Genomic DNA, 20,052 nt, shown 5'->3' with positions numbered 1-20,052 from the left:
AAAAATAATCTTTGCGTCTTTTATTTATTCTTTTGGCGCTTAAACCAGCTCTTTAAAATATTGTTTCAAAACAACATCGTTCTCAGCGGTTGGCGTGAATATTTCCAAAATACAAGGAGCATCATTAGTCGTGTAAAGTGATTCAATACCTCCGGCTAAAGAATCCTCATCAGTAGCTGTAAGATAGTTCATCTGATACATTTTAGCCAGATGTTCGGCTGTTAAATGATGTGACGTCTCGAAGTAAGTATTAAAAACCGGTTTTTCTTCGTGACCTGGAAGAATCCTAAAAATCCCTCCTCCTCCATTGTTAATTAAAACAATTTTGAAGTTTTTAGGAATATAAGCATTCCACAAAGCATTACTGTCGTACAGAAAACTAATATCTCCCGTAATAAAAACGGTTTGTTTATCGTTTCCTACAGCTGCACCAACTGCTGTTGATGTACTGCCATCAATACCACTTGTTCCCCTGTTACAATAAACTTCGATTGAAGGATCAATCTCAATTAACTGCGCGTATCGAATTGCTGAACTATTGCTAATTTGCAACTGACTGCTTTTAGGAAGTGACCCGATTATTTTTTCAAATACTTTAAAATCTGAGAATGTAATTTTACGCAGATATTCTTCTTTTCTGATTTTTCTTAAATCGTAAATTTTATCAATTTTAGAAAAATAATCACTCTTTACAAATTCTGTTTTTGGAAGGAGTTCTTTGAAAAAAGTATCAGGTTCCATTACAAAATGTTTGCTTAGGGCACTAAATGTATCATAAGCTCGTAAAGTATCTATATGCCAGTGATGTTCTGGTTTATATTTTCGTAAAAAGGCTTTAATTCGTTTGGATACAATCATACCACCAAAAGTGATTAAAACTTCCGGTTCAAGATCTTTGAAATCAGCATCATCAAATGGAGTGATTAAAGTATCAATGCTATTAATAAAACTAGGATGATGCAAATTTGATGTTGTCTCTGTAAGTACTACGATTGAGGGATCTTTGGCGAAGTTTTCCAGAATTTCTTTGTCGACAGAATTGACTTCGTTTATTCCTCCAATAAGAATTAATTTTCTTTTTGAAGTATTCCAAATGGAAACATCTTCTGCTTCGTTTTCTATGATTCTTGTTCCCAGAATCTCTTCTGAATTTGTAATTATTGGTGCTACAGAAAGTTCTGAAACGGTTTCGTATAAAGGCTCTTCAAAGGGAGCATTAATATGAACGGGGCCTTTTTGAAGTAAGGCCGCTTCTATGGCTTTATTGATTTCTAAATCATTTTCTGCAGAAGCTTCTTCCGTTAAATTAGCATTATAAACGGAGTGATTCTGAAATACATTCTCCTGACGAATCGTTTGTCCATCACCAATATCAATCTTACTTTGAGGGCGATCTGCTGAGATAACAATCAATGGAATCTGACTGTAAAATGCTTCGGCTACAGCCGGATAATAGTTCAATAATGCTGATCCTGACGTACAAACAACTACGGTAGGTACTTTGGTTTGCTGTGCAATTCCCAATGCAAAAAAAGCAGCACAACGCTCATCGGCAATACTGTAACAGTTAAAATTAGGGTTTTGGGCAAATCCTATGGTCAGAGGTGCGTTTCTTGATCCTGGAGAAATTATAATATTCGTGATTCCTTTGCCTGAACAAATTTCGATAATGCTTTGTGCAAGCGCTATTTTGGGGTAAATCATTCTTATGGTGTATTACTTTTTGAAAAGAAGCTTATTGTTTTTAAGGCTCTTTTTGACCTCACAAAGTTACAAACTTCACATTGGATTTAACTTATAAATATGAAGATATTGAAACGAGTTTCTGGAAAAAGGGGATATATTTGTAAAAATGATTTTTTCGATTCAAACAAAACCGCTATGCGTTTCCTATATCTATTCTTTTTTTTAATTTCAGTACAGGCTATACAAGGACAAAATCAATTTATTCCTGACGATACTCCTTATAATACTGCCCTGAAGAATGCCAAAACACAAGGAAAACCACTTTTTGTAATGCTTTATGCAGATTGGTGCCCGCATTGTAATCTGATGAAAAAAGAAGTTTTTACTGACCCCACTGTGATCGAGTTTCTAAACAAAAATTATGTTTGTGTCTGGAAAAATATTGAAAAAGAAGAGGGCATAATACTTAAGAATAAATTCAATACGAAATCACTTCCCACTTTTCTGTTTATAGATCCTACTAACGAAACCCTTTTGTATACCTTAAAAGGGGAATTAAAAAAGGATGCTTTTATGATGGAAGCAAATTTTGCCTTAAATCCAAAGTTACAATTGCCTTATCTTGAAAAAGAATTCCTCGCTGATCCCAGTAATTCTGTGAAATTCTTCGACTATCTGAATACGCTGAAAAAAGGAAAAGACCGTACTGATTTATCCGTCCCGACACACATTTACCTCAATACCCAATCGGATGCGCAATTGGTTAGTGAAACCAACTGGCGGGTGATTGCCAATGGGGTTACGGATATAAAATCAAGAGAATTTCAATATGTTTTAAGCCACGTAAAAGAATTCGCTACTGTAGCTTCCCAAAGTCGTATCGATCGCAAGATTGAAAATATAATAACCGAATCGCTTCGCCCTTATGTTGATAATTTAGACACAACGAACTATTACAAACAAAGAGAAATTGCAAAATCAATACACCTTCAAAAAATAGATTCGATGGTGTTTAAGTTTGACTTAACCCTCGCTGAACGAACTGAAAAATGGCAGTTCTACAGAAAAGTTACTCTCAATAATACACAAAAATTAGTCTGGAACGATGCCACTGCTCTAAAAGACATCGGACAAACTTACTTAAAACATATCGCGGACACAGAGAGTTTGAAAAAGTCGATTTCATGGGTAAAACATGCGATCGAATTAAATGATTCTTATGATGGAAATCTTTTGCTGGCAAGACTTTACAACAAAATAAAAGACAAGAAATCGGCTTTGCAATATGCTAGGGATGCTAAGGAAATTTCAAAAGAAATGAACTGGAATTCCAAAGAAGTTGATACTTTACTGGCAGAACTCAATACCAAATAATCTAAAAAATAGCCATGAGCCTAACCCTTAGACCAGCAACGACAAACGATTTAGAGAAGATTCTGGATATTGTAAATCATTCTATCTTACATACCACTGCAAACTACAGTTATGAAGTTCAAACTCTTGAAATTCAAACAAAGTGGTTTGAAGATAAAAAAGCCAAAAACCTGCCAGTAGTAGTTGCTGATTTAGACGGAGAGGTCGTTGGATTTGGAAGCTACGGACAATTCCGTGAGAAAATTGGGTATCAATATACCGTAGAACATTCTGTATATGTAGTGGATACGGTTATCGGAAAAGGTATTGGATCTCAGTTATTGTCAGAGCTCATTCGTTTGGCTAAAGAACAGCGTTATCACGTAATGATTGGAGCTATTGATGCCGACAACGCAGGAAGTATTGCTTTTCATGAAAAATTTGGATTTGTTGTAACCGGAACCCTTCGCGAGGTGGGATATAAATTTGATCATTGGCTCGATTTGGTTTTTATGCAATTAACATTGAAATAAACAGCTTTAGAAAAAGCAATTGTAGGCCTAGAAATCCCAATTAAAGAAACGCCCAGGTTCTTAGAGAATCTCACACAAAATATGCAAGATGCGTTTCTTTGCGAAGAGGCTTTTGCCCTTTCAGGGCGTAACCCAATATTTACCATCATCATTCATAGTGCTATGCACCATGCTATTGCTATAGCTCTTTCAGAGCAAATCCTAATCTCATAGATCAGTTTTTCAAAATCATCTCTTTCCTTTTTTATAATCTAACAAAATGAGTCAGAACAATCTCCTTTCTCTTTCATTTATGAACAAAAAAAATCCACAAAATTGAAATATTACTTTTCAATTTTGTGGATTAGATCTATTGTTTTCTTTTTTTAACCTTTGATCCAGTTGATTACTTCCGGATCTGTTGGTAACGTTCTTGGTTTAATCACTTTTACCAATTCACCTTTTTCATTGATCAGGTATTTTTGAAAGTTCCATTCTACCTCAGAATCCTGTAATCCGTTTTTAGATTTTTGCGTCAGAAATTTATAGACTTCACACATATCATTCCCTTTTACCGAAACTTTATCCATCATTGGGAATGTTACACCGTAATTTTGCTGGCAAAATGTCTCAATTTCTTTATTTGTTCCCGGTTCCTGTGATGCAAAATTATTTGCAGGGAAACCTACAATTACAAATCCTTTATCCTTGTACTCTTTGTAGATTGCCTCAAGATCCTTGTACTGAGGAGTTAAACCGCATTTTGACGCAGTGTTTACAATCATCACTTTTTTTCCTTTTAGCGAAGCAAAATCAAAAGTGTCTCCCGATAAATCTTCAACCTTAAATTGATAAATGGTTTCTTTTGCCATAGTTTTATCTGTTTTAGATAATTTTTCTTTACTGGTTTGCGCCTGTATTTTCGTGCCGAATAAAAGAACAACACTACAAGCTATAAATAAGACTTTTTTCATTGTTTAATTTTTTATAAAATTAGTTAAATTCTCCTTCTCCAAATGACTTTGCTTGCTATATTTTTACTAAACATAAGTTAAATAAAAAATTGAAGCCTAACGTTAATCAGACGTTAGGCTTCCCCCCATACAAACAAATCAAACCATGAATTAATTTTTCTTCTCTTTTATATCTTTATGTTAAATACAGTTGATGTCCCGGTTATAGTGCGTATACATCTCAAAATTCCGATCCTTTTGATATATATTTTAATGGCATTTATGTGCTACTCTGGGCAAGAATGGGGCTTCCGGAATTCTAAATTCATTTTTCTTTGGAAGTCCGAAGACATCAACTTATCTACTAATTCCTAATTAATGCATTATCGTTAGCTATTCTCTCTGAATTCTTGTTATCATATCGAACAAGTCCTTTACGGAAATCATTTTTACTGAATCCCCCGAGTGCTAAGACTGTGGTTAAACCTACAATCAGTATTTTTAGTTTATTGAAGCTATTCACGATAATTAATTTTTTATTGAGATTTACTTTACGATTAATTCTTTCTAAATGTTAATTTTTATTATTGCTTCTAAAATTAGAAATGCCATCACATAATTCAAACAAGCTTCATTTTCAACGACTTGCTATTTTACTCCATTATAATTCTGATGTTATAATAGCACTTACGTAATAGGATTGCTTTTGGTTTTAAAAAAGGTTAAAAAAATGATACTTTTTTTAAACCTCTTATTTTCCTAGGTTTTAGACTGTTAAAAAAAAATAAAATTTCAGAAAAAATAAATTACCTTTATCTCAGGTTATACAATATATTTCCAAAATTTTGTTTCAACTTAAAAACCCAATGTATGAGTCAGGAAGAATTATTAGTTTTAATTTATAAAAAAGACGAAAGAGCTTTTACCCATTTATATGATATGTACTCGAAAAGTTTATTTTCGGTTATTAATGTTCTTATAAAAAACCGCGAAGAAGCCGAGGATGTTTTGCAGGAAGTTTTTGTCAAAATCTGGAAAAACATCGATTCATATAATGAAAGCAAAGGAAGATTTTACACCTGGATCCTTAATATAGCTAGGAATACTTCAATCGACAAGTTAAGATCCAAAAATTTTAATAACAGTCAAAAAAACCTTTCTTCAGATAATTTCGTAAATCTGTTAGACGACAGTAATAAACTCGTTAATAGAATTGATACTATTGGAATACAAGAATTTGTAAAAAAATTAAAACCAAAATGTATTGAGATTATAGATTTATTATTTTTTAAAGGATACACCCAACAAGAAGCTTCAGAAGAATTGGCAATGCCTTTGGGAACTATCAAAACGCAAAACAGAAACTGTATTAATGATTTAAGAAATTATCTAAAAATATAATGGAAGCAAAAGAGTATATCGAATCAGGAATTCTGGAACTTTATGTTTACGGTTTATTGACCGAAACTGAAAATCTGGAAATAGCAGAATTGGCTAAGAAAAATCCGGAAGTTGATCAGGAAATTATTTCGATCGAAAAAGCTATTGTAGCTTTATCATCAAGTTTCTCTCCTTTTCACTCGGTAGCCAATTTTGAAAAAATAAAATCTCGTTTAGAGTTGAAACACGGCAAAGTAGTCGACATGAAACCTGCTTCAAGCTGGTCTCAATATGTAGGGTGGGCTGCGGCGGTACTACTGCTCTTAGGTTTTGGATATCAAACTTTAGAATTGACAAAATCGAAAGAAGCTATTGCAACTGTTGGTACTGAGAAAAACAAAATAGAAAAAGATTACGCTTTCTTAGATCAGCAGAATAAGCAAACTGAAAAAAGTCTGACAATTGTAAGAGACATCAAAAACACAGGTGTAACCCTTGGCGGACAAGCAGTTTCTCCAGGTTCATTTGCAAAGGTGTATTGGAACAAAGAAACAAAAACAACTTATATTGATGCAGCCGGTTTACCAAAACCTCCAAAAGGGATGGTTTATCAGGTTTGGGCTTTAAAATTAAGCCCGGTACTAACCCCTACCAGTATTGGTTTACTGAGCGATTTTGAAGGAAATTCTCAAAAAATATTTGCTGTAAATCAAACGGACTCAGCAGAGGCTTTTGGAATTACTTTAGAACCTGCCGGAGGAAGTTTGACTCCGACTATGGAACAGCTGTATACTTTAGGAAAAGTTTAAAAGCAACATCTCTAAAAACTTAAAAAACGCATATTGAATTCATTATGCGTTTTTTTATTACTTTCAATTAAAATAACCTCTTTAAAATAAACCAGTTAAATCATGAACGGAACTTTACTTCTAAGAATTGCAGTAGCCATTATTCTCCTCACCCATTCTGTTTTTGGAATGTTTAATAACGGAATCAATGATTTTGGAAATCTATATTTAAATCAAATTGGTTTCGCTCCTTTTGGCATTTTTCTGGCTTGGTCTATCAAATTATCCCATGTTGTAGCCGCCTTTCTTCTGCTTATTAACAAATACGTTAAACCGGCAGGATTTATCACCATTTTCATATTGATAATGGGAATCATTCTGGTTCATTTTCAGGAAGGCTGGTTTGTTGTAGGCGGTGGAAGAAACGGTGCCGAATATAATTTTTTACTCATTGTCGTGCTGCTAGCAATTATGTATCCTAATGGCTTAAAAAAACAAAACTAAATACCTCCCGTTAAGACATAAAAAAAAGATTCAGTTAAACTGAATCTTTTTTTTATGAATTACTATTTTCTATTTTTTCTTGCTCTTATAGTGCTTGCGGTATTTAGGGTATGTAATTACTCCAATTAATGAAATAGCTCCTAGTGAATACCAAATCCAGCTTAATGAATGTGCTTCTCCGGTAGCATAAGAATGCAAACCAACTAAGTGAAAATTTACTCCATAATACGTAAATAAGATCGATACAAAAGCAAACATACTCATTAAATTAAAGAACCATTTTCCTCTAAGGGCCGGTACAAAACGAGCGTGAATTACAAAAGCATACACCATAATCGAAATTAAAGCCCAGGTTTCTTTTGGATCCCATCCCCAGTAACGTCCCCAACTTTCGTTGGCCCATTGTCCGCCAAGGAAGTTACCAATCGTTAGCATGATTAGACCAATAGTTATTGCCATTTCATTAATGTACGTAATCTCTTTAAGGTTCAAATCCATCTTGGCTTTATTTTTCTCATTAGTAAAGAAAATTAGCACCAAGGCTACAAAACCTAAAATCATTCCCAATGCAAATGGACCATAACTTCCTACAATTACCGCCACGTGAATCATTAACCAATAAGAATTTAGTACCGGTTGTAAGTTTGCAATTTCAGGATCAATCCAATTCATATAAGCCGCCATTACGATCATTGCGGTTACAAAAGCAGATGAAGCTACCGTAAGTTTTGATTTTCTGTCAAAAGCTAATCCAAAAAACATTGTTGCCCAGGCCACGTAAATAATAGACTCGTAAGCATTACTCCATGGAGCGTGACCCGAGATGTACCAACGTGCAATAAGTCCTAAAGTATGCAGTGCAAACAATACTCCTACCAGAATATGAAAACCGTTGATCGTTATGCGAAGCCATTTTTTCTCAAAAAAGATATTTACAATAGTGAACATCAACATCAAGACTGAAACGGTAAGATACCAGTACGGTAATTTTTTGAAAATATCGTATTTGTTGTACGTTATTTCGGCATCAATTTTCTCCTCGCTTGGTCTTACTTTAGCACCAAATTTCTTTTGGAAACCATTAATACTCTCAACCAACTGATCGGCTGTTGTAAAGTTTTTAGAAATTGAGCCATTGTTTAATGCACTAAAATACATTGGCAGAATCTGCGTTACATAAGTCGAATCCATTCCTTTAAATCCTCCCTGTTGTCTTTCCAAATACGAAACCCATTTGTGATTTGGGTCATTCGGAATAGGAAATATTTTTAGAATACTACCACTTAAAGCAGATTCCATCAGATTCACTCTTTTATCGGTATCTATAAAATCTTTCTCAAACTGATTTGGATTTGCTGCTTTATATGCCGCATCTAAATATGGTGAAAGCTTATAATTCCCGTTAGCATCAAAAAACTGCACAAACGGAGCACGTTTAGCCTCTTTATCTACTCCAATAATTTTACGAATACTGTCGTTTCCGGCTCTTAGATGAATCAAAGGAATTTGTATCCAAACCTGAGCATATTGTGTTATAGACAAAAATACCTGATCAGAATTCATTCCATTATAAGTATCACTCTGACTTACTTTTCTAAGCAATTCAGATGAAAAAGTATTAACCGGTTTCATTCTCCCTCCGGCATCCTGAATAATCAAACGACCAAATTTTGCTGCATGGGCTTCCGGTGCTTTGTAAATCGTCAATAACGAATCTAATTGTTTCTGACTTGGCGGAGCCGTTACATGATTGGCATGATCGTTTGGATCTGTGTTATGATCGTGATCGTGACCTGGTGTATGAACGTGTGGTGCCTGAGCAAAGCCACTCAAACCAATCATTAAAACCAATATCGTGATCAGTTTTTCTTTTTTCTTTTTTACACCTTCTAATTTGCGTTTCAAATCGCCAAAACGAGAATGTTTGGTAAACATAATAGCCATTAATCCCAGATATAACATAAAATAACCAAAATAAGTGATATTAGTTCCCCAAAAATCATGGTTTACAGATAATATGGTTCCTTTTTCGTCCGGATTAAAGGAAGATTGAAAGAAACGGAATCCTTTGTAATCCAAAACGTGATTCATATAAATTCGGTAATCAAATGTTTCTGTAGAATCCTGAACGGTCACTTTACTTTCGTAAGAAGAGTAACTTTTTTCTGTTCCCGGATATTTTGTAGCAATAAAATCGTTTAATTTCACTTTAAAAGGCAAGATATACGCTTTACTTCCGTAGAATAAACTGTATTCAATTTTTCCGATTTTAACGGTCTGAGGTTCCCCTACACTACCTTTAGACCCCAAAAGTCTTACTTCTTTTTCCTGTCCATCAGCTTTAACTTTTACAATCAAAGCATCGTGATGTGATTTGGCTCTGTAATCATTATTTGATACATAATCCACTACTCCTTTAACTGCGGGGTCTGGAAATACAATTCTAATATCGCCAATACTGTACAAAGAACGCATCATCAAAGGCTGTACATTATCTTTGGTTACAGTACCTTTTAATTTATCGGCCATTCGCATAAACTCTCCTTCAAAAGGCGTTTGAATAGTATATTTTTCACCTGTAGTATTGATGTTGATTGCACCGGCAGTTGGTTTATTCAATGCAAATAATACATTATGGATGTTTTGTACTTCACCCTCTTTCAAAAAGTGTTCTTCACGTCCGCCAGATCCTGCTTCTACCATTTTAAGATATAAAGTTCCTTTTGGATCCGGTTTTATGGTTTCGGTAGCTCCCATGATATAATTCACGTACGTCACTTCAAAAGGTGTTTCGTCGAATTTTCCGGAAAGTGTAAAATCATTGTTGGTAACCGGCGAAAACAATAAGTTTTTTTCAAAAACTCTACGTTTCATTTCGCCTTTGTATTCCCCATCTGCAAAAACAGTTAAGAATGTTTTATCAGAATAAACTTGATTCTCTGCCGCTCCTTCACGAATAGGCATCATACCCTCATAACTAATATAACGAGTAATAAAAGCTCCTAAAAGAATAAAAATAAAAGCAAGGTGCAGTAACAAAGTTGCCCATTTTTCTTTTTTTAGTAGTTGATAACGTTTAATGTTTCCGAAGAAATTGATCAAAAAGAAGACCATTATCGCCTCAAACCACCAGGTGTTATAGATTAAAATTCGGGCTGTATCTGTGTTGTACTTACTTTCGATAAAAGTTCCAACACCCATTGCAATTGCGAATGTTAAAAAAAGAACGGCCATTAATCGTGTAGAAAACAAAAAAGAGAATATTTTTTTATCCATTTTTAAGGAATTACATTGTATAAAAGTGGCACAAAAATACTTAAAAATGTTGATTTGCAACGGCTGTAATTTGTTAATAAAAACCAAATATAAATTAGTAAATCAAATCATTCTTTTAAAAACTGTACGCTTAATTTTACAAATTCATAATTGAGTGTATGAATCTGTTTTTTTATGCCACAGATTACGGGATTAAAAAAGAATTTATTCGTTTGGCAAACTTCATTTAGAGCGGTACTTTTTACATAAATCAACAGAATCATTGCAATCAGTATAATCTGTAACTAAACTTCTTTCCTGCTTATTCTCTTTAAAAAAAATAATACTAATTTTGCGCTATGATTCGAATTACAATAATTGGTTCCGGAAATGTTGCCCAGCATTTGATCAAAGCTTTCTCTAAAAGTGAAGTGGTAGAAATTGTGCAGGTATTTTCGAGAAAAAAAGAAGCCCTTGCTTCTTTGGTAAGTTTTGAAAAAATTGTAAATAATTTTGACTCCTTTCTCGAGGCTGATCTCTATATTATTGCTGTTTCTGATAATGCAATTTCAGAAGTTTCAAAACAATTGCCTTTTCAAAACCGCGTTGTCGTTCACACCTCAGGTGCAGCTTCACTCGATGTTTTGGATGCTAAAAACAGAAAGGGTGTTTTTTATCCGCTTCAGACATTTTCAAAGAATAAGGAAATTGATTTCTCCACTATTCCAATGTGCCTGGAGGCCGAAAACACATTTGATTATCGTGTTTTAGAAAGTGTCGCCAAAAGCATTTCGCAAGCCGTTTATCCTATAAATTCAGACCAAAGAAAGGCGTTACACGTTGCAGCCGTTTTTGTTAATAATTTCACCAATCATCTGTATCAAATCGGACAGGAGATTTGCAAAGATCATCAGGTGCCCTTTGAAGTTTTAAAACCTTTAATTCAGGAAACTGCTCAAAAAATAAATACTTTAGCTCCGGCGGATGCACAAACGGGCCCTGCAAAACGCAAAGATTCGACCACAATTGAAGCGCATTTGGAGTATTTAACCCATGAAAATCAAAAGAATATATATAAAATACTAACACAATCTATACAGAATAATGGCAAAAAATTATAAAGAAATAATGAATGACATCACCACTTTCGTTTTTGATGTTGATGGCGTGCTTACAGACAGTTCGGTTTTTGTAACCAATGAAGGTGAGATCCTTCGTACGATGAATATTCGTGATGGTTATGCGATGAAAGCGGCAGTGGAAAGCGGTTACAATGTTTGCATTATTTCCGGCGGAAGCAATGAAGGTGTTCGTGTACGTTTGCGCAATTTAGGAATTAATGACATTCACCTAGGAACTCCCGACAAAGTAAAAACTTTTAAAGAATACACTGATACTTATAACATTAAACCTGAACAGGTTTTATATATGGGCGATGATATTCCGGACTTTCATGTAATGAAATTAGTTGGCCTGCCTACTTGTCCGCAAGATGCCAGCCCGGAAATCAAAAACATTTGCCGTTATATCTCTCATGTAAATGGAGGAAAAGGCGCCGCGCGTGATGTGATCGAGCAAGTAATGAAAGTACAAGGAAAATGGATGGAACATTTTAGTGGGAAACACGATTAAGGATTGCAGATTTTAGATTGTGGATTTTAGATTTTACATCTTACAAATAACATCTCACAAACAACATTTTACATCTCACAAAAAAAAGTAGTCCCTCAGCCCCTCAGAACCTTAGCTCCTTAAAAAAATGAAATTCCTCAAACTCATTCGATACAAAAACCTACTGATGCTTGCTTTTATGCAAGTATTATTTCGTTATGCTTTTTTAAAACAACAAAACGTTCCTTTAGCTTTAGCGGACTGGCAATACGGATTATTGGTTTTAAGTACCGTTTTACTGGCCGCGGCGGGTTACGTAATCAATAATATTTACGATGTTGATACCGACAGTATTAACAAACCTAATGATGTTGTAATTGGTAAAGGAATTTCTGAAACTACCGCTTATAATATTTATATTGGACTAAATATTACTGGTGTTGCCATTGGGTTCCTTCTGTCTAATATCATTCTTAGACCCATGTTTGCTTCGTTCTTTATTTTGATCGCTTCACTTCTCTATTTTTATGCGACAACTTTAAAGCAAATTATGATACTGGGGAATTTTGTTGTAGCATTACTGCTTTCTGTAAGTGTATTGATTATTGGGGTTTTTGACCTTTTTCCTGCCACAACTTCCGAAAATCAGGCACAAATGGCGAGTCTGTTCTCTATCTTAACCGATTATGCTCTATTTGCCTTTATGATCAATTTTATTCGTGAAATAGTCAAAGATATTGAGGATGTTAATGGCGATTACAATCAGGGAATGAATACGTTGCCTATTGCAATCGGAAATAGCAGGGCAGCAAAAGTTGCTTTGGGATTTGCGATAATCCCTTTTATTTCCTGCCTGCTTTACATCAATACTTACTTTGTCAAAAACAACCTTTTTATTGCTACCTTTTATGCTTTTGCCTTTGTATTAGCACCGCTGCTCTACTTTATTGTCAAAATATTTGGTGCAAAAAATCAAAAAGAATTTCATCATTTAAGTACCGTTTTAAAATTAATCTTATTCTTCGGAATTTTATCAATTCTCGTTATCACTCTAAATATCAAGTACAATGCTTAAAGAAAAACTAAAAAAATATACTTTAATTCTAGCTTCCGGATCACCACGCAGGCAACAGTTTTTTAAGGACCTCGATCTTGACTTCGAAATTAGGTTAAAAGACATTGAGGAGATTTATCCACCAGAATTAAAGGCGGTCGAAATAACCGATTATCTGGCAGAATTAAAGGCCAATGCATTTGAAGGTGAACTTAACGAAGATGAAATTTTAGTAACCAGCGACACTATCGTTTGGCATCAAAATAAAGCATTAGGCAAACCAAAAGATGCTGACGAAGCTTTTAAAATGATCCGATCGCTATCCAATACAACCCATGAAGTAATAACATCGGTTTGCTTTAAAACAAATCATTCTTCCACACTATTAAACGATATTACAAAGGTTACTTTCAATGATTTATCAGACGAGGCTATTTTGTATTATATCCAAAACTACAAACCTTATGACAAAGCTGGTGCTTATGGTATTCAGGAATGGTTTGGTTTTATGGCAGTTGCAAAAGTAGAAGGTTCTTATACTAATGTTATGGGATTACCAACAGCAAAAGTTTATGAATATTTGAGTACTTTAGTGTAAAATTTTATTTATGTTTTCTTTTAAAGAATATAGTCAGGAGATCTTAACCACCGTAATTCTAATTTGCGTTCTTGTTGCTTTACGTGTCATCGTTGCGAAATTAATTCGCCGATATGCCAGCACAAGTCAGTTATTAGAGCACCGGACCAATTTGGTAATCAAGTACATTCATTTACTGATGAACATACTAGTTCTGATTAGTTTAATTGTAATTTGGGGTGTTCAGACCAAAGATATTTTCATAACTGTTTCTTCGATCACTACAGTTATCGGAGTGGCTATGTTTGCTCAATGGTCTATTCTGAGCAATATAACTTCGGGAATGATTTTGTTTTTTTCCTTTCCTTTCCGAATTGGAGATACCATCAAAATTCATGATAAAGACTTTCCAATAGAGGCGGAAATCGAGGACATAAGTGCCTTTCATGTGAATTTGAAAACAAAAGACGGTGAGAAGATCATTTTTCCGAATAATTTATTGCTGCAAAAAGGAATCTCTATCATGCCGGTTCAATACGAAGAAAAAGAGTTCTTTGATTAAATAAGAATGGGAATTTTATAAACTTATACTAAAAAGGTAAAACACATTATTTATAATAAAATATAATATTTGTTTTACAAATTCTTAGCCTTTATTTAGTTTCCATCAACAATGAACCACTCTGTAAAGTTGCCTTTTTATGCTAAACTTGCTTTTATTTTGGTGAGTTTTATAAGCTTTGCCTTTATTTTTTGTATCGGAAAAGATATTATTACTCCGGTATTACTGGCGTTTTTATTTGCGGTCTTATTGGTTCCTATTTTTACATTATTGCATTCCAGATTAAAATTTCCCAGACATCTTGCTGCCGCTTCTTGTATTTTGATTTTCGCTTTATCTATCGTCGGCATCTTGGTTTTTATTTCTTATCAGATTAGTGATATTGCCAACGATTTTGATGCGATAAAGAAAAATGCAAACACTTTCATCACTGACATTCATAAATTTGTAAAAGATAATTTTCACGTGAGCATCGGCGAACAAAAAAAGTATCTGGATAATGTGACTAAAGACTCTGTACAAAACGGAAAAAGCTCCATAGGTTCAGCCATAGTCTCCATAACAGATCTTCTGTTAGATTGTACTATCATACCAATTTATACTTTTTTGTTTCTGCTGTATAAAGATCATTTTATTCTTTTCCTTGCTAAATTAGTCCCTAAAGAAGATCATGTGATTTTAAAAGACATCCTTTCACAAATAAAAGTTTCGATTAACAATTATATTGTGAGTCTGATTTTTGAAATGATAGTAGTTTCTATTCTGACAAGTTTAGGGCTCTGGATTATTGGAGTAAAATACTTTATTTTATTAGGGTTAATAACCGGAATTTTAAACATGATCCCATATATTGGCATTCTGATCGCGGGTATAATCACCGTAGTAGCATCATTAACAGGAACACCAGACAACTCTCTAATTCTCGGAATTCTGATCGTAAACATTGTTGTACAGCTGATTGATAACAATATCCTTGTACCCTTAATTATTAATTCTAAAGTAGAAATTAATGCCTTCGTTTCGATTATGGGAATTATTATTGGTGGTGCCGCTGCGGGAATTTCAGGTATGTTTTTGGCCATCCCACTTTTAGCCATTCTAAAAATTATATTTGAAAGAATTGAATCCTTAGAGCCCTGGGGATATTTGATGGGCAATCACATGCCTAAAAAATTCAGCTGGAGAATCCGAAAACTAAAGGTCGAAAATTAAATAGTATCACGATTCAAAATATAATCGCAATAATTTCTTATATTCATCTCAAAATCGACCTTTAAGCCAGTCAAAAAAAATACAATGTCCGTAATCAGAAAAATAGCACTTTTTATTTTATTATGCTTCTGCTTACAAGGCACTCATGCTCAGGTTAATTTGCCTCAAAAAAGCGAAAACCGTAAAAAAGACAGTACTGAAGTCTATCAGAAAATCAGAAACTATTCGAAAAAGAATAAATTTACACAAACCCTGCATAAATTATTCTTCAGAGAAAACAGGCCTCAGAAAAAAGAAGTTCTGGTACAAAATGACACTACCGATTTTAGCGGAAAAATAATTCGAAAGATAACCATTATAACGCTTGATCCTTTTGGGCACTCTCTCACAGACACCACTCAGGTACCTAAAAACTGGGGAGAACGGACTGGAAACCGACTGCATTTGAAAACCAAGAAAATTGCAATCTATAATCTCCTGCTGTTTAAAAAGAATACTCCTTACGACACATATAAAGTACAGGAATCTGAGCGTTTGATACGATCTCAAAGATATGTGACAGCTGTACGGATCACTAATAAAGTGGCGGGGATGGCTTCAGATTCAGTTGATGTCACGATTAGAGTTCTGGACTCGTGGAGTACGATTCCTAAATTTGCGATCTCGGGCAATCAGGTTTCTTTTGGTATTAAAGAAAAAGACTTTTTTGGATCGGGACAGCAGCTGGAATACAAACATACCAGCAGATTTAATGATGGCCGGACTGCAAATGAAGCAACCTATACCATTCCTAACATCAAAAACACTTATATTGGAACCACTTTATTCTATAAGATCGATATTGACAATAATTACAGCAAAAGTATCAATGTTGAACGCCTCTTTTATTCGCCTTTGACTAAATGGGCAGGTGGTGTTTCTACAGGTCAAAACTACAGAAAAGACAGTTTGCAGGCGCCTGATAAGTCTTATGCTTTTCAACCTTTTAAGAATAACTTTCAGGATTTCTGGACAGGACATGCCAGTAAAGTATTTGAAGATGAAAATGGTATAACCAATTTGGTGGCAACCGCACGCTTTCTCAATGTCAATTATACAGATGCTCCCTCTGAGCTTTATGATCCTACCCATTTTTATTCAGATGAGAAATTGATTCTGAGCGGAATTGGTCTGAACCGACGCAAATTTATAAAAGACAACTATATTTTTAGAAATGGCCAGACAGAAGACGTTCCTATTGGAAGAATCTACGGAATCACTTTAGGCTATCAGTACAAAAACGCACAGTGGCGGCCATATGCAGGAGCTCAGTTTTCTTTTGGAAATTATTACCGTTGGGGATTTTTAAGTATGAGTTTTGAGGCAGGTACGTTTTTTCATGATTCTAAAACGTATCAAACAGCCTTTTCATTTCAATCTACTTACTTTACAAAACTATTCAGTATTGGAAACTGGAAACTGCGTCAATTTGTGAACCCAATTATGGTTATTGGTGCCAATCGGGAAAATATTATCGGAGATCAGCTTAATATTAATAATAAAAATGGTTTAGCTGGGTTCAATACTGCTTTATATGGTACAAATAAAATGGTATTGTCACTTCAAACCCAAACCTATTCTCCCTATGCGCTCTGGGGATTTCGTCTAAACCCGTTCTTTAATTACTCGGTTGCGGTACTGGGAAATCCAAATGATGCCATAGGAAGAAATAAAGGGTACCAGAAAGTGACTTTAGGCTTGCTGATTAGTAATGATTATCTGGTATTCAGTTCCTTTCAGCTTTCGCTCTCCTACTACCCTACCATTCCTTATCAGGGAGATAGTGTTTTTAAAACGAATACTTTTGAGACTAGTGATATTGGTTTGCAAAACTTTGAGCTGGCCAAACCAAGGGTTGTGGAATATAAATAATGAAAATATATTTTATTTCACTTTTTTTTCAAAAAACAAAAAAGCAAAAATTACCTCATTATCAAAAGATTAATCAAATTTCTCGTTTTACAAAATCGTTAAAATGCGCATTTTATCCGATGAAATACATAGTGCTTTTATTTTTGGCACAGTATATGAATATCCTAAAACAGGATTAATCATAACTTTAAAATTAGAAAAATGAAAACAATAAAATTAGCAATTGCAGGGTTATTTCTCCTGGTTGCAAATGCCACGCAAGCACAGGTATCTATAAATGTTAATATCGGATCACCTCCCGCGTGGGGACCTGCAGGATATGCAGAAATGGAGTATTATTATTTACCCGACATCGAAGCTTATTATGATGTAAGAGCTTCCCAGTTTATCTATTTTGGAGGAGGAAGATGGGTTAGAACAACTTACTTGCCAAGACAATACAGAAATTATGATTTGTACGGAGGCTACAAAGTAGTTTTAAACGATTATCACGGCAGAACACCTTATACTTATTTTGATCGCCATAGGGTAAAGTATTACAAAGGCTATCATGGTGCACCTCAAAGATGTTACAAACCGAGACCAGCTTATGGATATAATGACGATCGTTATGAGCGCAGAAACCATAAACACTATGATAAAAAGCGTAACAAACACGACAGAGACGATGATGACGATGACGATCATGATGATCACGATGGTCACTACGGCCGCAGAAGAGGCTAATATTTGCTAAATCATTAATTTTCAACACAAAAGAGTATCAAAATCATGATACTCTTTTTTTATGCATGCATACTAAATCAATAAAAGGTTAATTTATTAAATATAATTCAAAAATAACAACTAAAACGATTGAAAAAGTTAAAGTATTCCTAACCGTTTTGAGAAATGTTTTGAAAAATCCTAATTTTGCAGGAAATTTAAACTAATAAAATAGGTTATGAAGAAGAGAGTTTATTTATTTTCAATGTTAGCGTTGTCCCTTTTTACGTTTTGTACAAATCACGACGACTCCGCTACGAATGATCAGGCTAAAAACAACAACATCGAAATCAATAGCGATGTTACCACTTTAAGCAAAAGACTTGATTATACCAATTCAGGAGTAATCTCCATCACTGGTTCATCCACATCAACAGGTAAATTTTCAAAAAGCAGTCCATCTTCTACGACTGATTTACCATTAGTACAAATTGCAGAAATCAATCCTCCAAAAGACAACAACGGAAGAACATTACAAGCCAATCATGTTGCAGTAAACGGAAACTATGCTTATGTTGCTTACACTATGAGTGGTGAAGCCTATTCTGGAGCTATTGATGTTATTGATGTTTCTGATCCATATAAACCGAAATTGATTACTTCTGCATTGATAGCAAATACTGACATTACATCATTAACCTATTCCAATGGAAGTTTAATTATTGGTGCTGCCGCAGATGTTGATAAAAATCCGACACTAACAAGTCCTGCTGTTGTAATTAACATGACGTTAAATTCAGGTATGCTGACGGATAAATATACCATAACTAATCTTGAAGGTCAAGTAACTACCGACATTGCTTCAAATTCGGGCTCTTATTTTTCCGTAACAGGAGATCAGGGAAGTTTATTTAAAATCAATACGGCCTCCAAAGCAGTTTCTGGCAAAGTAGCGGTAGAAGATTTACGTTCTGTCGCGATTAGCGGGGACAAAGTTGTGACTTTGAGCGGTTCAAAAGGAATAAATATTTACAATGAATCTACGCTTACTTTGCAAAAAAGCTTTACGACATCAACAGATGTAAAAGCTGCAAAAAGAACAATGGATTTTGATGGTACTAAATTATTAGTTTCAGAAGGATATAACGGTTTGGGAGTTTATGACATCAATAGCGGTTCTAAACTGCAAACAATCTCATTAGCTGCTGCCGGTGAAGAAAATGTAACCAATGCCGTCTCTGTAAATGATGGATATGCATTTGTAGCCAATGGCGCTGCAGGTTTAAATGTATACAAAACTGGTTCACAACTAAGTTTATTGGGAACTGTTGACATCTTAGGTTCGTCTAACTATGTAAAATCCAGTGGTGATTTTATCTATGTAGCCAGTGGAAAAGGCGGTTTGAAAATTATCAAGATGGAAAAACCAAATACAACTTTTGTTGGCTGTACAGGATACGGAACTTATAATCAAGGGCAAAACCTGATTTTAAATTCGAATGAAGTTAAATCCTATTCGGGTGCTACGGCAATTAACTCTGCTATTGTTAATTCGGGAGCAGTATTGACACATTGTGGTTCGATTACAATTCAAAATGGTCTGACCTTAAATAGTGGAGGAACTTTCAATATGAGAGGAACACTGTCTCAAGGGAAATACCAACAAGCTAACCCAACGGAACTTATCATTAACAGCAATGCAGTATTACAAATTGAAGGTACTGTAGTGATCTGGGGAGATTTACGATTAAACAGTGGTGCGAAGATCAATTTCATAGGAAACAATTCTTCTATCACGATTTATGGTAAAGTAACTAAGAATAGTAATGTTACCATTACAGGAAACTATAAAGACACAGAAAACAAGTTGAAATAAATGCTGTAATCCCAAGAAATACTACATGATCTAAAGTGTTAGATCCATTTTCTATAAAGCTGTCAGATTTGATCTGACAGCTTTTTTTTTGAATCAATTTTCTTAAAAAAGGA

17 protein-coding genes are annotated in these 20,052 nt (G+C 34.5%); 14 read left to right on the top strand and 3 right to left on the bottom strand.

The genetic code is table 11. From position 1 onward, the window contains the following. Nucleotides 1–39: 39 nt before the first annotated feature. On the bottom strand, nucleotides 40–1,704 hold the full coding sequence (gene menD, locus OGZ34_RS14815) for a 2-succinyl-5-enolpyruvyl-6-hydroxy-3-cyclohexene-1-carboxylic-acid synthase (protein WP_263360712.1): 1,665 nt from the start codon (nucleotides 1,702–1,704) through the stop codon (nucleotides 40–42). 177 nt (nucleotides 1,705–1,881) lie between these two features. Here menD and OGZ34_RS14810 point away from each other — a divergent pair, with 177 nt between their 5' ends. Together OGZ34_RS14810 and OGZ34_RS14805 are read left to right on the top strand one after the other, a co-directional pair. After that, entirely contained in the window at nucleotides 1,882–3,060 is a 1,179-nt protein-coding gene (locus OGZ34_RS14810) for a thioredoxin family protein (RefSeq protein WP_263360711.1), read from the top strand. Between the two features lie 14 nt (nucleotides 3,061–3,074). Further along, nucleotides 3,075–3,572: a GNAT family N-acetyltransferase gene (locus OGZ34_RS14805; protein ID WP_263360710.1), complete on the top strand. Its 498-nt coding sequence runs from the start codon at nucleotides 3,075–3,077 to the stop codon at nucleotides 3,570–3,572. 365 nt (nucleotides 3,573–3,937) lie between these two features. On the opposite strand, the gene OGZ34_RS14800 is transcribed toward OGZ34_RS14805, so the two are convergent. Then, nucleotides 3,938–4,525 (bottom strand): glutathione peroxidase, encoded by a 588-nt coding sequence (locus OGZ34_RS14800; protein WP_173966685.1) that lies wholly within the window; start codon nucleotides 4,523–4,525, stop codon nucleotides 3,938–3,940. An 849-nt stretch (nucleotides 4,526–5,374) separates the two neighbouring features. Between OGZ34_RS14800 and OGZ34_RS14795 the strand changes: the two genes are divergently transcribed. The 3 genes from OGZ34_RS14795 (at nucleotide 5,375) to OGZ34_RS14785 (ending at nucleotide 7,176) form a co-directional block, all read left to right on the top strand. Further along, nucleotides 5,375–5,905 carry an RNA polymerase sigma factor gene (locus OGZ34_RS14795; protein ID WP_017498502.1) on the top strand — a complete coding sequence of 177 codons (531 nt, stop codon included), beginning with the start codon at nucleotides 5,375–5,377 and terminating at the stop codon, nucleotides 5,903–5,905. Then, nucleotides 5,905–6,693 carry an anti-sigma factor gene (locus tag OGZ34_RS14790; RefSeq protein WP_173967478.1) on the top strand — a complete coding sequence of 263 codons (789 nt, stop codon included), beginning with the start codon at nucleotides 5,905–5,907 and terminating at the stop codon, nucleotides 6,691–6,693. The genes OGZ34_RS14795 and OGZ34_RS14790 overlap by 1 nt, the downstream gene beginning before the upstream one ends. Before the next feature lie 102 nt (nucleotides 6,694–6,795). After that, nucleotides 6,796–7,176, top strand: coding sequence for a DoxX family protein (locus tag OGZ34_RS14785; protein ID WP_263360709.1), 381 nt, complete (start codon nucleotides 6,796–6,798; stop codon nucleotides 7,174–7,176). 69 nt (nucleotides 7,177–7,245) lie between these two features. On the opposite strand, the gene ccsA is transcribed toward OGZ34_RS14785, so the two are convergent. Then, nucleotides 7,246–10,452, bottom strand: coding sequence for a cytochrome c biogenesis protein CcsA (ccsA, locus tag OGZ34_RS14780; RefSeq protein WP_263360708.1), 3,207 nt, complete (start codon nucleotides 10,450–10,452; stop codon nucleotides 7,246–7,248). A gap of 338 nt (nucleotides 10,453–10,790) precedes the next feature. On the opposite strand from ccsA, the gene OGZ34_RS14775 reads away from it, so the two are divergent. The 9 genes from OGZ34_RS14775 (at nucleotide 10,791) to OGZ34_RS14735 (ending at nucleotide 19,939) form a co-directional block, all read left to right on the top strand. After that, the gene (locus OGZ34_RS14775) at nucleotides 10,791–11,552 is read left to right on the top strand and encodes a Rossmann-like and DUF2520 domain-containing protein (RefSeq protein WP_263360707.1); all 762 of its coding nucleotides are present in this window, start codon (nucleotides 10,791–10,793) and stop codon (nucleotides 11,550–11,552) included. Continuing rightward, complete coding sequence (locus OGZ34_RS14770) at nucleotides 11,536–12,063, top strand: KdsC family phosphatase (RefSeq protein WP_173967474.1); 528 nt, start codon at nucleotides 11,536–11,538, stop codon at nucleotides 12,061–12,063. The genes OGZ34_RS14775 and OGZ34_RS14770 overlap by 17 nt, the downstream gene beginning before the upstream one ends. A gap of 127 nt (nucleotides 12,064–12,190) precedes the next feature. Further along, nucleotides 12,191–13,117 (top strand): geranylgeranylglycerol-phosphate geranylgeranyltransferase, encoded by a 927-nt coding sequence (locus tag OGZ34_RS14765; protein WP_263360706.1) that lies wholly within the window; start codon nucleotides 12,191–12,193, stop codon nucleotides 13,115–13,117. Continuing rightward, nucleotides 13,110–13,694: a Maf-like protein gene (locus OGZ34_RS14760; RefSeq protein WP_263360705.1), complete on the top strand. Its 585-nt coding sequence runs from the start codon at nucleotides 13,110–13,112 to the stop codon at nucleotides 13,692–13,694. The genes OGZ34_RS14765 and OGZ34_RS14760 overlap by 8 nt, the downstream gene beginning before the upstream one ends. A 10-nt stretch (nucleotides 13,695–13,704) precedes the next feature. Further along, nucleotides 13,705–14,235, top strand: a complete 531-nt coding sequence (locus OGZ34_RS14755) for a mechanosensitive ion channel domain-containing protein (protein WP_173967471.1) — start codon at nucleotides 13,705–13,707, stop codon at nucleotides 14,233–14,235. Between the two features lie 111 nt (nucleotides 14,236–14,346). After that, nucleotides 14,347–15,447 carry an AI-2E family transporter gene (locus OGZ34_RS14750; protein WP_173967470.1) on the top strand — a complete coding sequence of 367 codons (1,101 nt, stop codon included), beginning with the start codon at nucleotides 14,347–14,349 and terminating at the stop codon, nucleotides 15,445–15,447. 84 nt (nucleotides 15,448–15,531) lie between these two features. Then, complete coding sequence (locus OGZ34_RS14745) at nucleotides 15,532–17,358, top strand: BamA/TamA family outer membrane protein (protein WP_263360704.1); 1,827 nt, start codon at nucleotides 15,532–15,534, stop codon at nucleotides 17,356–17,358. Nucleotides 17,359–17,559: 201 nt separating this feature from the next. Beyond that, nucleotides 17,560–18,084 (top strand): hypothetical protein, encoded by a 525-nt coding sequence (locus tag OGZ34_RS14740; RefSeq protein WP_173967468.1) that lies wholly within the window; start codon nucleotides 17,560–17,562, stop codon nucleotides 18,082–18,084. 217 nt (nucleotides 18,085–18,301) lie between these two features. Continuing rightward, entirely contained in the window at nucleotides 18,302–19,939 is a 1,638-nt protein-coding gene (locus OGZ34_RS14735) for an LVIVD repeat-containing protein (protein ID WP_263360703.1), read from the top strand. Nucleotides 19,940–20,052: the final 113 nt, after the last annotated feature.

This window comes from Flavobacterium collinsii, assembly GCF_946903285.1.
Lineage (GTDB): Bacteria > Bacteroidota > Bacteroidia > Flavobacteriales > Flavobacteriaceae > Flavobacterium > Flavobacterium collinsii.
This window is presented reverse-complemented; position numbering and strand designations above follow the sequence as displayed.

Coding starts and splice junctions, on each gene's coding strand:
- OGZ34_RS14750 (WP_173967470.1), top strand. CDS start 14,347: ATGAACCACTCTGTAAAGTTGCCTTTTTATGCTAAACTTGCTTTTATT.
- ccsA (WP_263360708.1), bottom strand. CDS start 10,452: ATGGATAAAAAAATATTCTCTTTTTTGTTTTCTACACGATTAATGGCC.
- OGZ34_RS14765 (WP_263360706.1), top strand. CDS start 12,191: ATGAAATTCCTCAAACTCATTCGATACAAAAACCTACTGATGCTTGCT.
- OGZ34_RS14740 (WP_173967468.1), top strand. CDS start 17,560: ATGAAAACAATAAAATTAGCAATTGCAGGGTTATTTCTCCTGGTTGCA.
- OGZ34_RS14755 (WP_173967471.1), top strand. CDS start 13,705: ATGTTTTCTTTTAAAGAATATAGTCAGGAGATCTTAACCACCGTAATT.
- OGZ34_RS14805 (WP_263360710.1), top strand. CDS start 3,075: ATGAGCCTAACCCTTAGACCAGCAACGACAAACGATTTAGAGAAGATT.
- OGZ34_RS14810 (WP_263360711.1), top strand. CDS start 1,882: ATGCGTTTCCTATATCTATTCTTTTTTTTAATTTCAGTACAGGCTATA.
- OGZ34_RS14770 (WP_173967474.1), top strand. CDS start 11,536: ATGGCAAAAAATTATAAAGAAATAATGAATGACATCACCACTTTCGTT.
- OGZ34_RS14775 (WP_263360707.1), top strand. CDS start 10,791: ATGATTCGAATTACAATAATTGGTTCCGGAAATGTTGCCCAGCATTTG.
- OGZ34_RS14735 (WP_263360703.1), top strand. CDS start 18,302: ATGAAGAAGAGAGTTTATTTATTTTCAATGTTAGCGTTGTCCCTTTTT.
- menD (WP_263360712.1), bottom strand. CDS start 1,704: ATGATTTACCCCAAAATAGCGCTTGCACAAAGCATTATCGAAATTTGT.
- OGZ34_RS14800 (WP_173966685.1), bottom strand. CDS start 4,525: ATGAAAAAAGTCTTATTTATAGCTTGTAGTGTTGTTCTTTTATTCGGC.
- OGZ34_RS14760 (WP_263360705.1), top strand. CDS start 13,110: ATGCTTAAAGAAAAACTAAAAAAATATACTTTAATTCTAGCTTCCGGA.
- OGZ34_RS14745 (WP_263360704.1), top strand. CDS start 15,532: ATGTCCGTAATCAGAAAAATAGCACTTTTTATTTTATTATGCTTCTGC.
- OGZ34_RS14795 (WP_017498502.1), top strand. CDS start 5,375: ATGAGTCAGGAAGAATTATTAGTTTTAATTTATAAAAAAGACGAAAGA.
- OGZ34_RS14790 (WP_173967478.1), top strand. CDS start 5,905: ATGGAAGCAAAAGAGTATATCGAATCAGGAATTCTGGAACTTTATGTT.
- OGZ34_RS14785 (WP_263360709.1), top strand. CDS start 6,796: ATGAACGGAACTTTACTTCTAAGAATTGCAGTAGCCATTATTCTCCTC.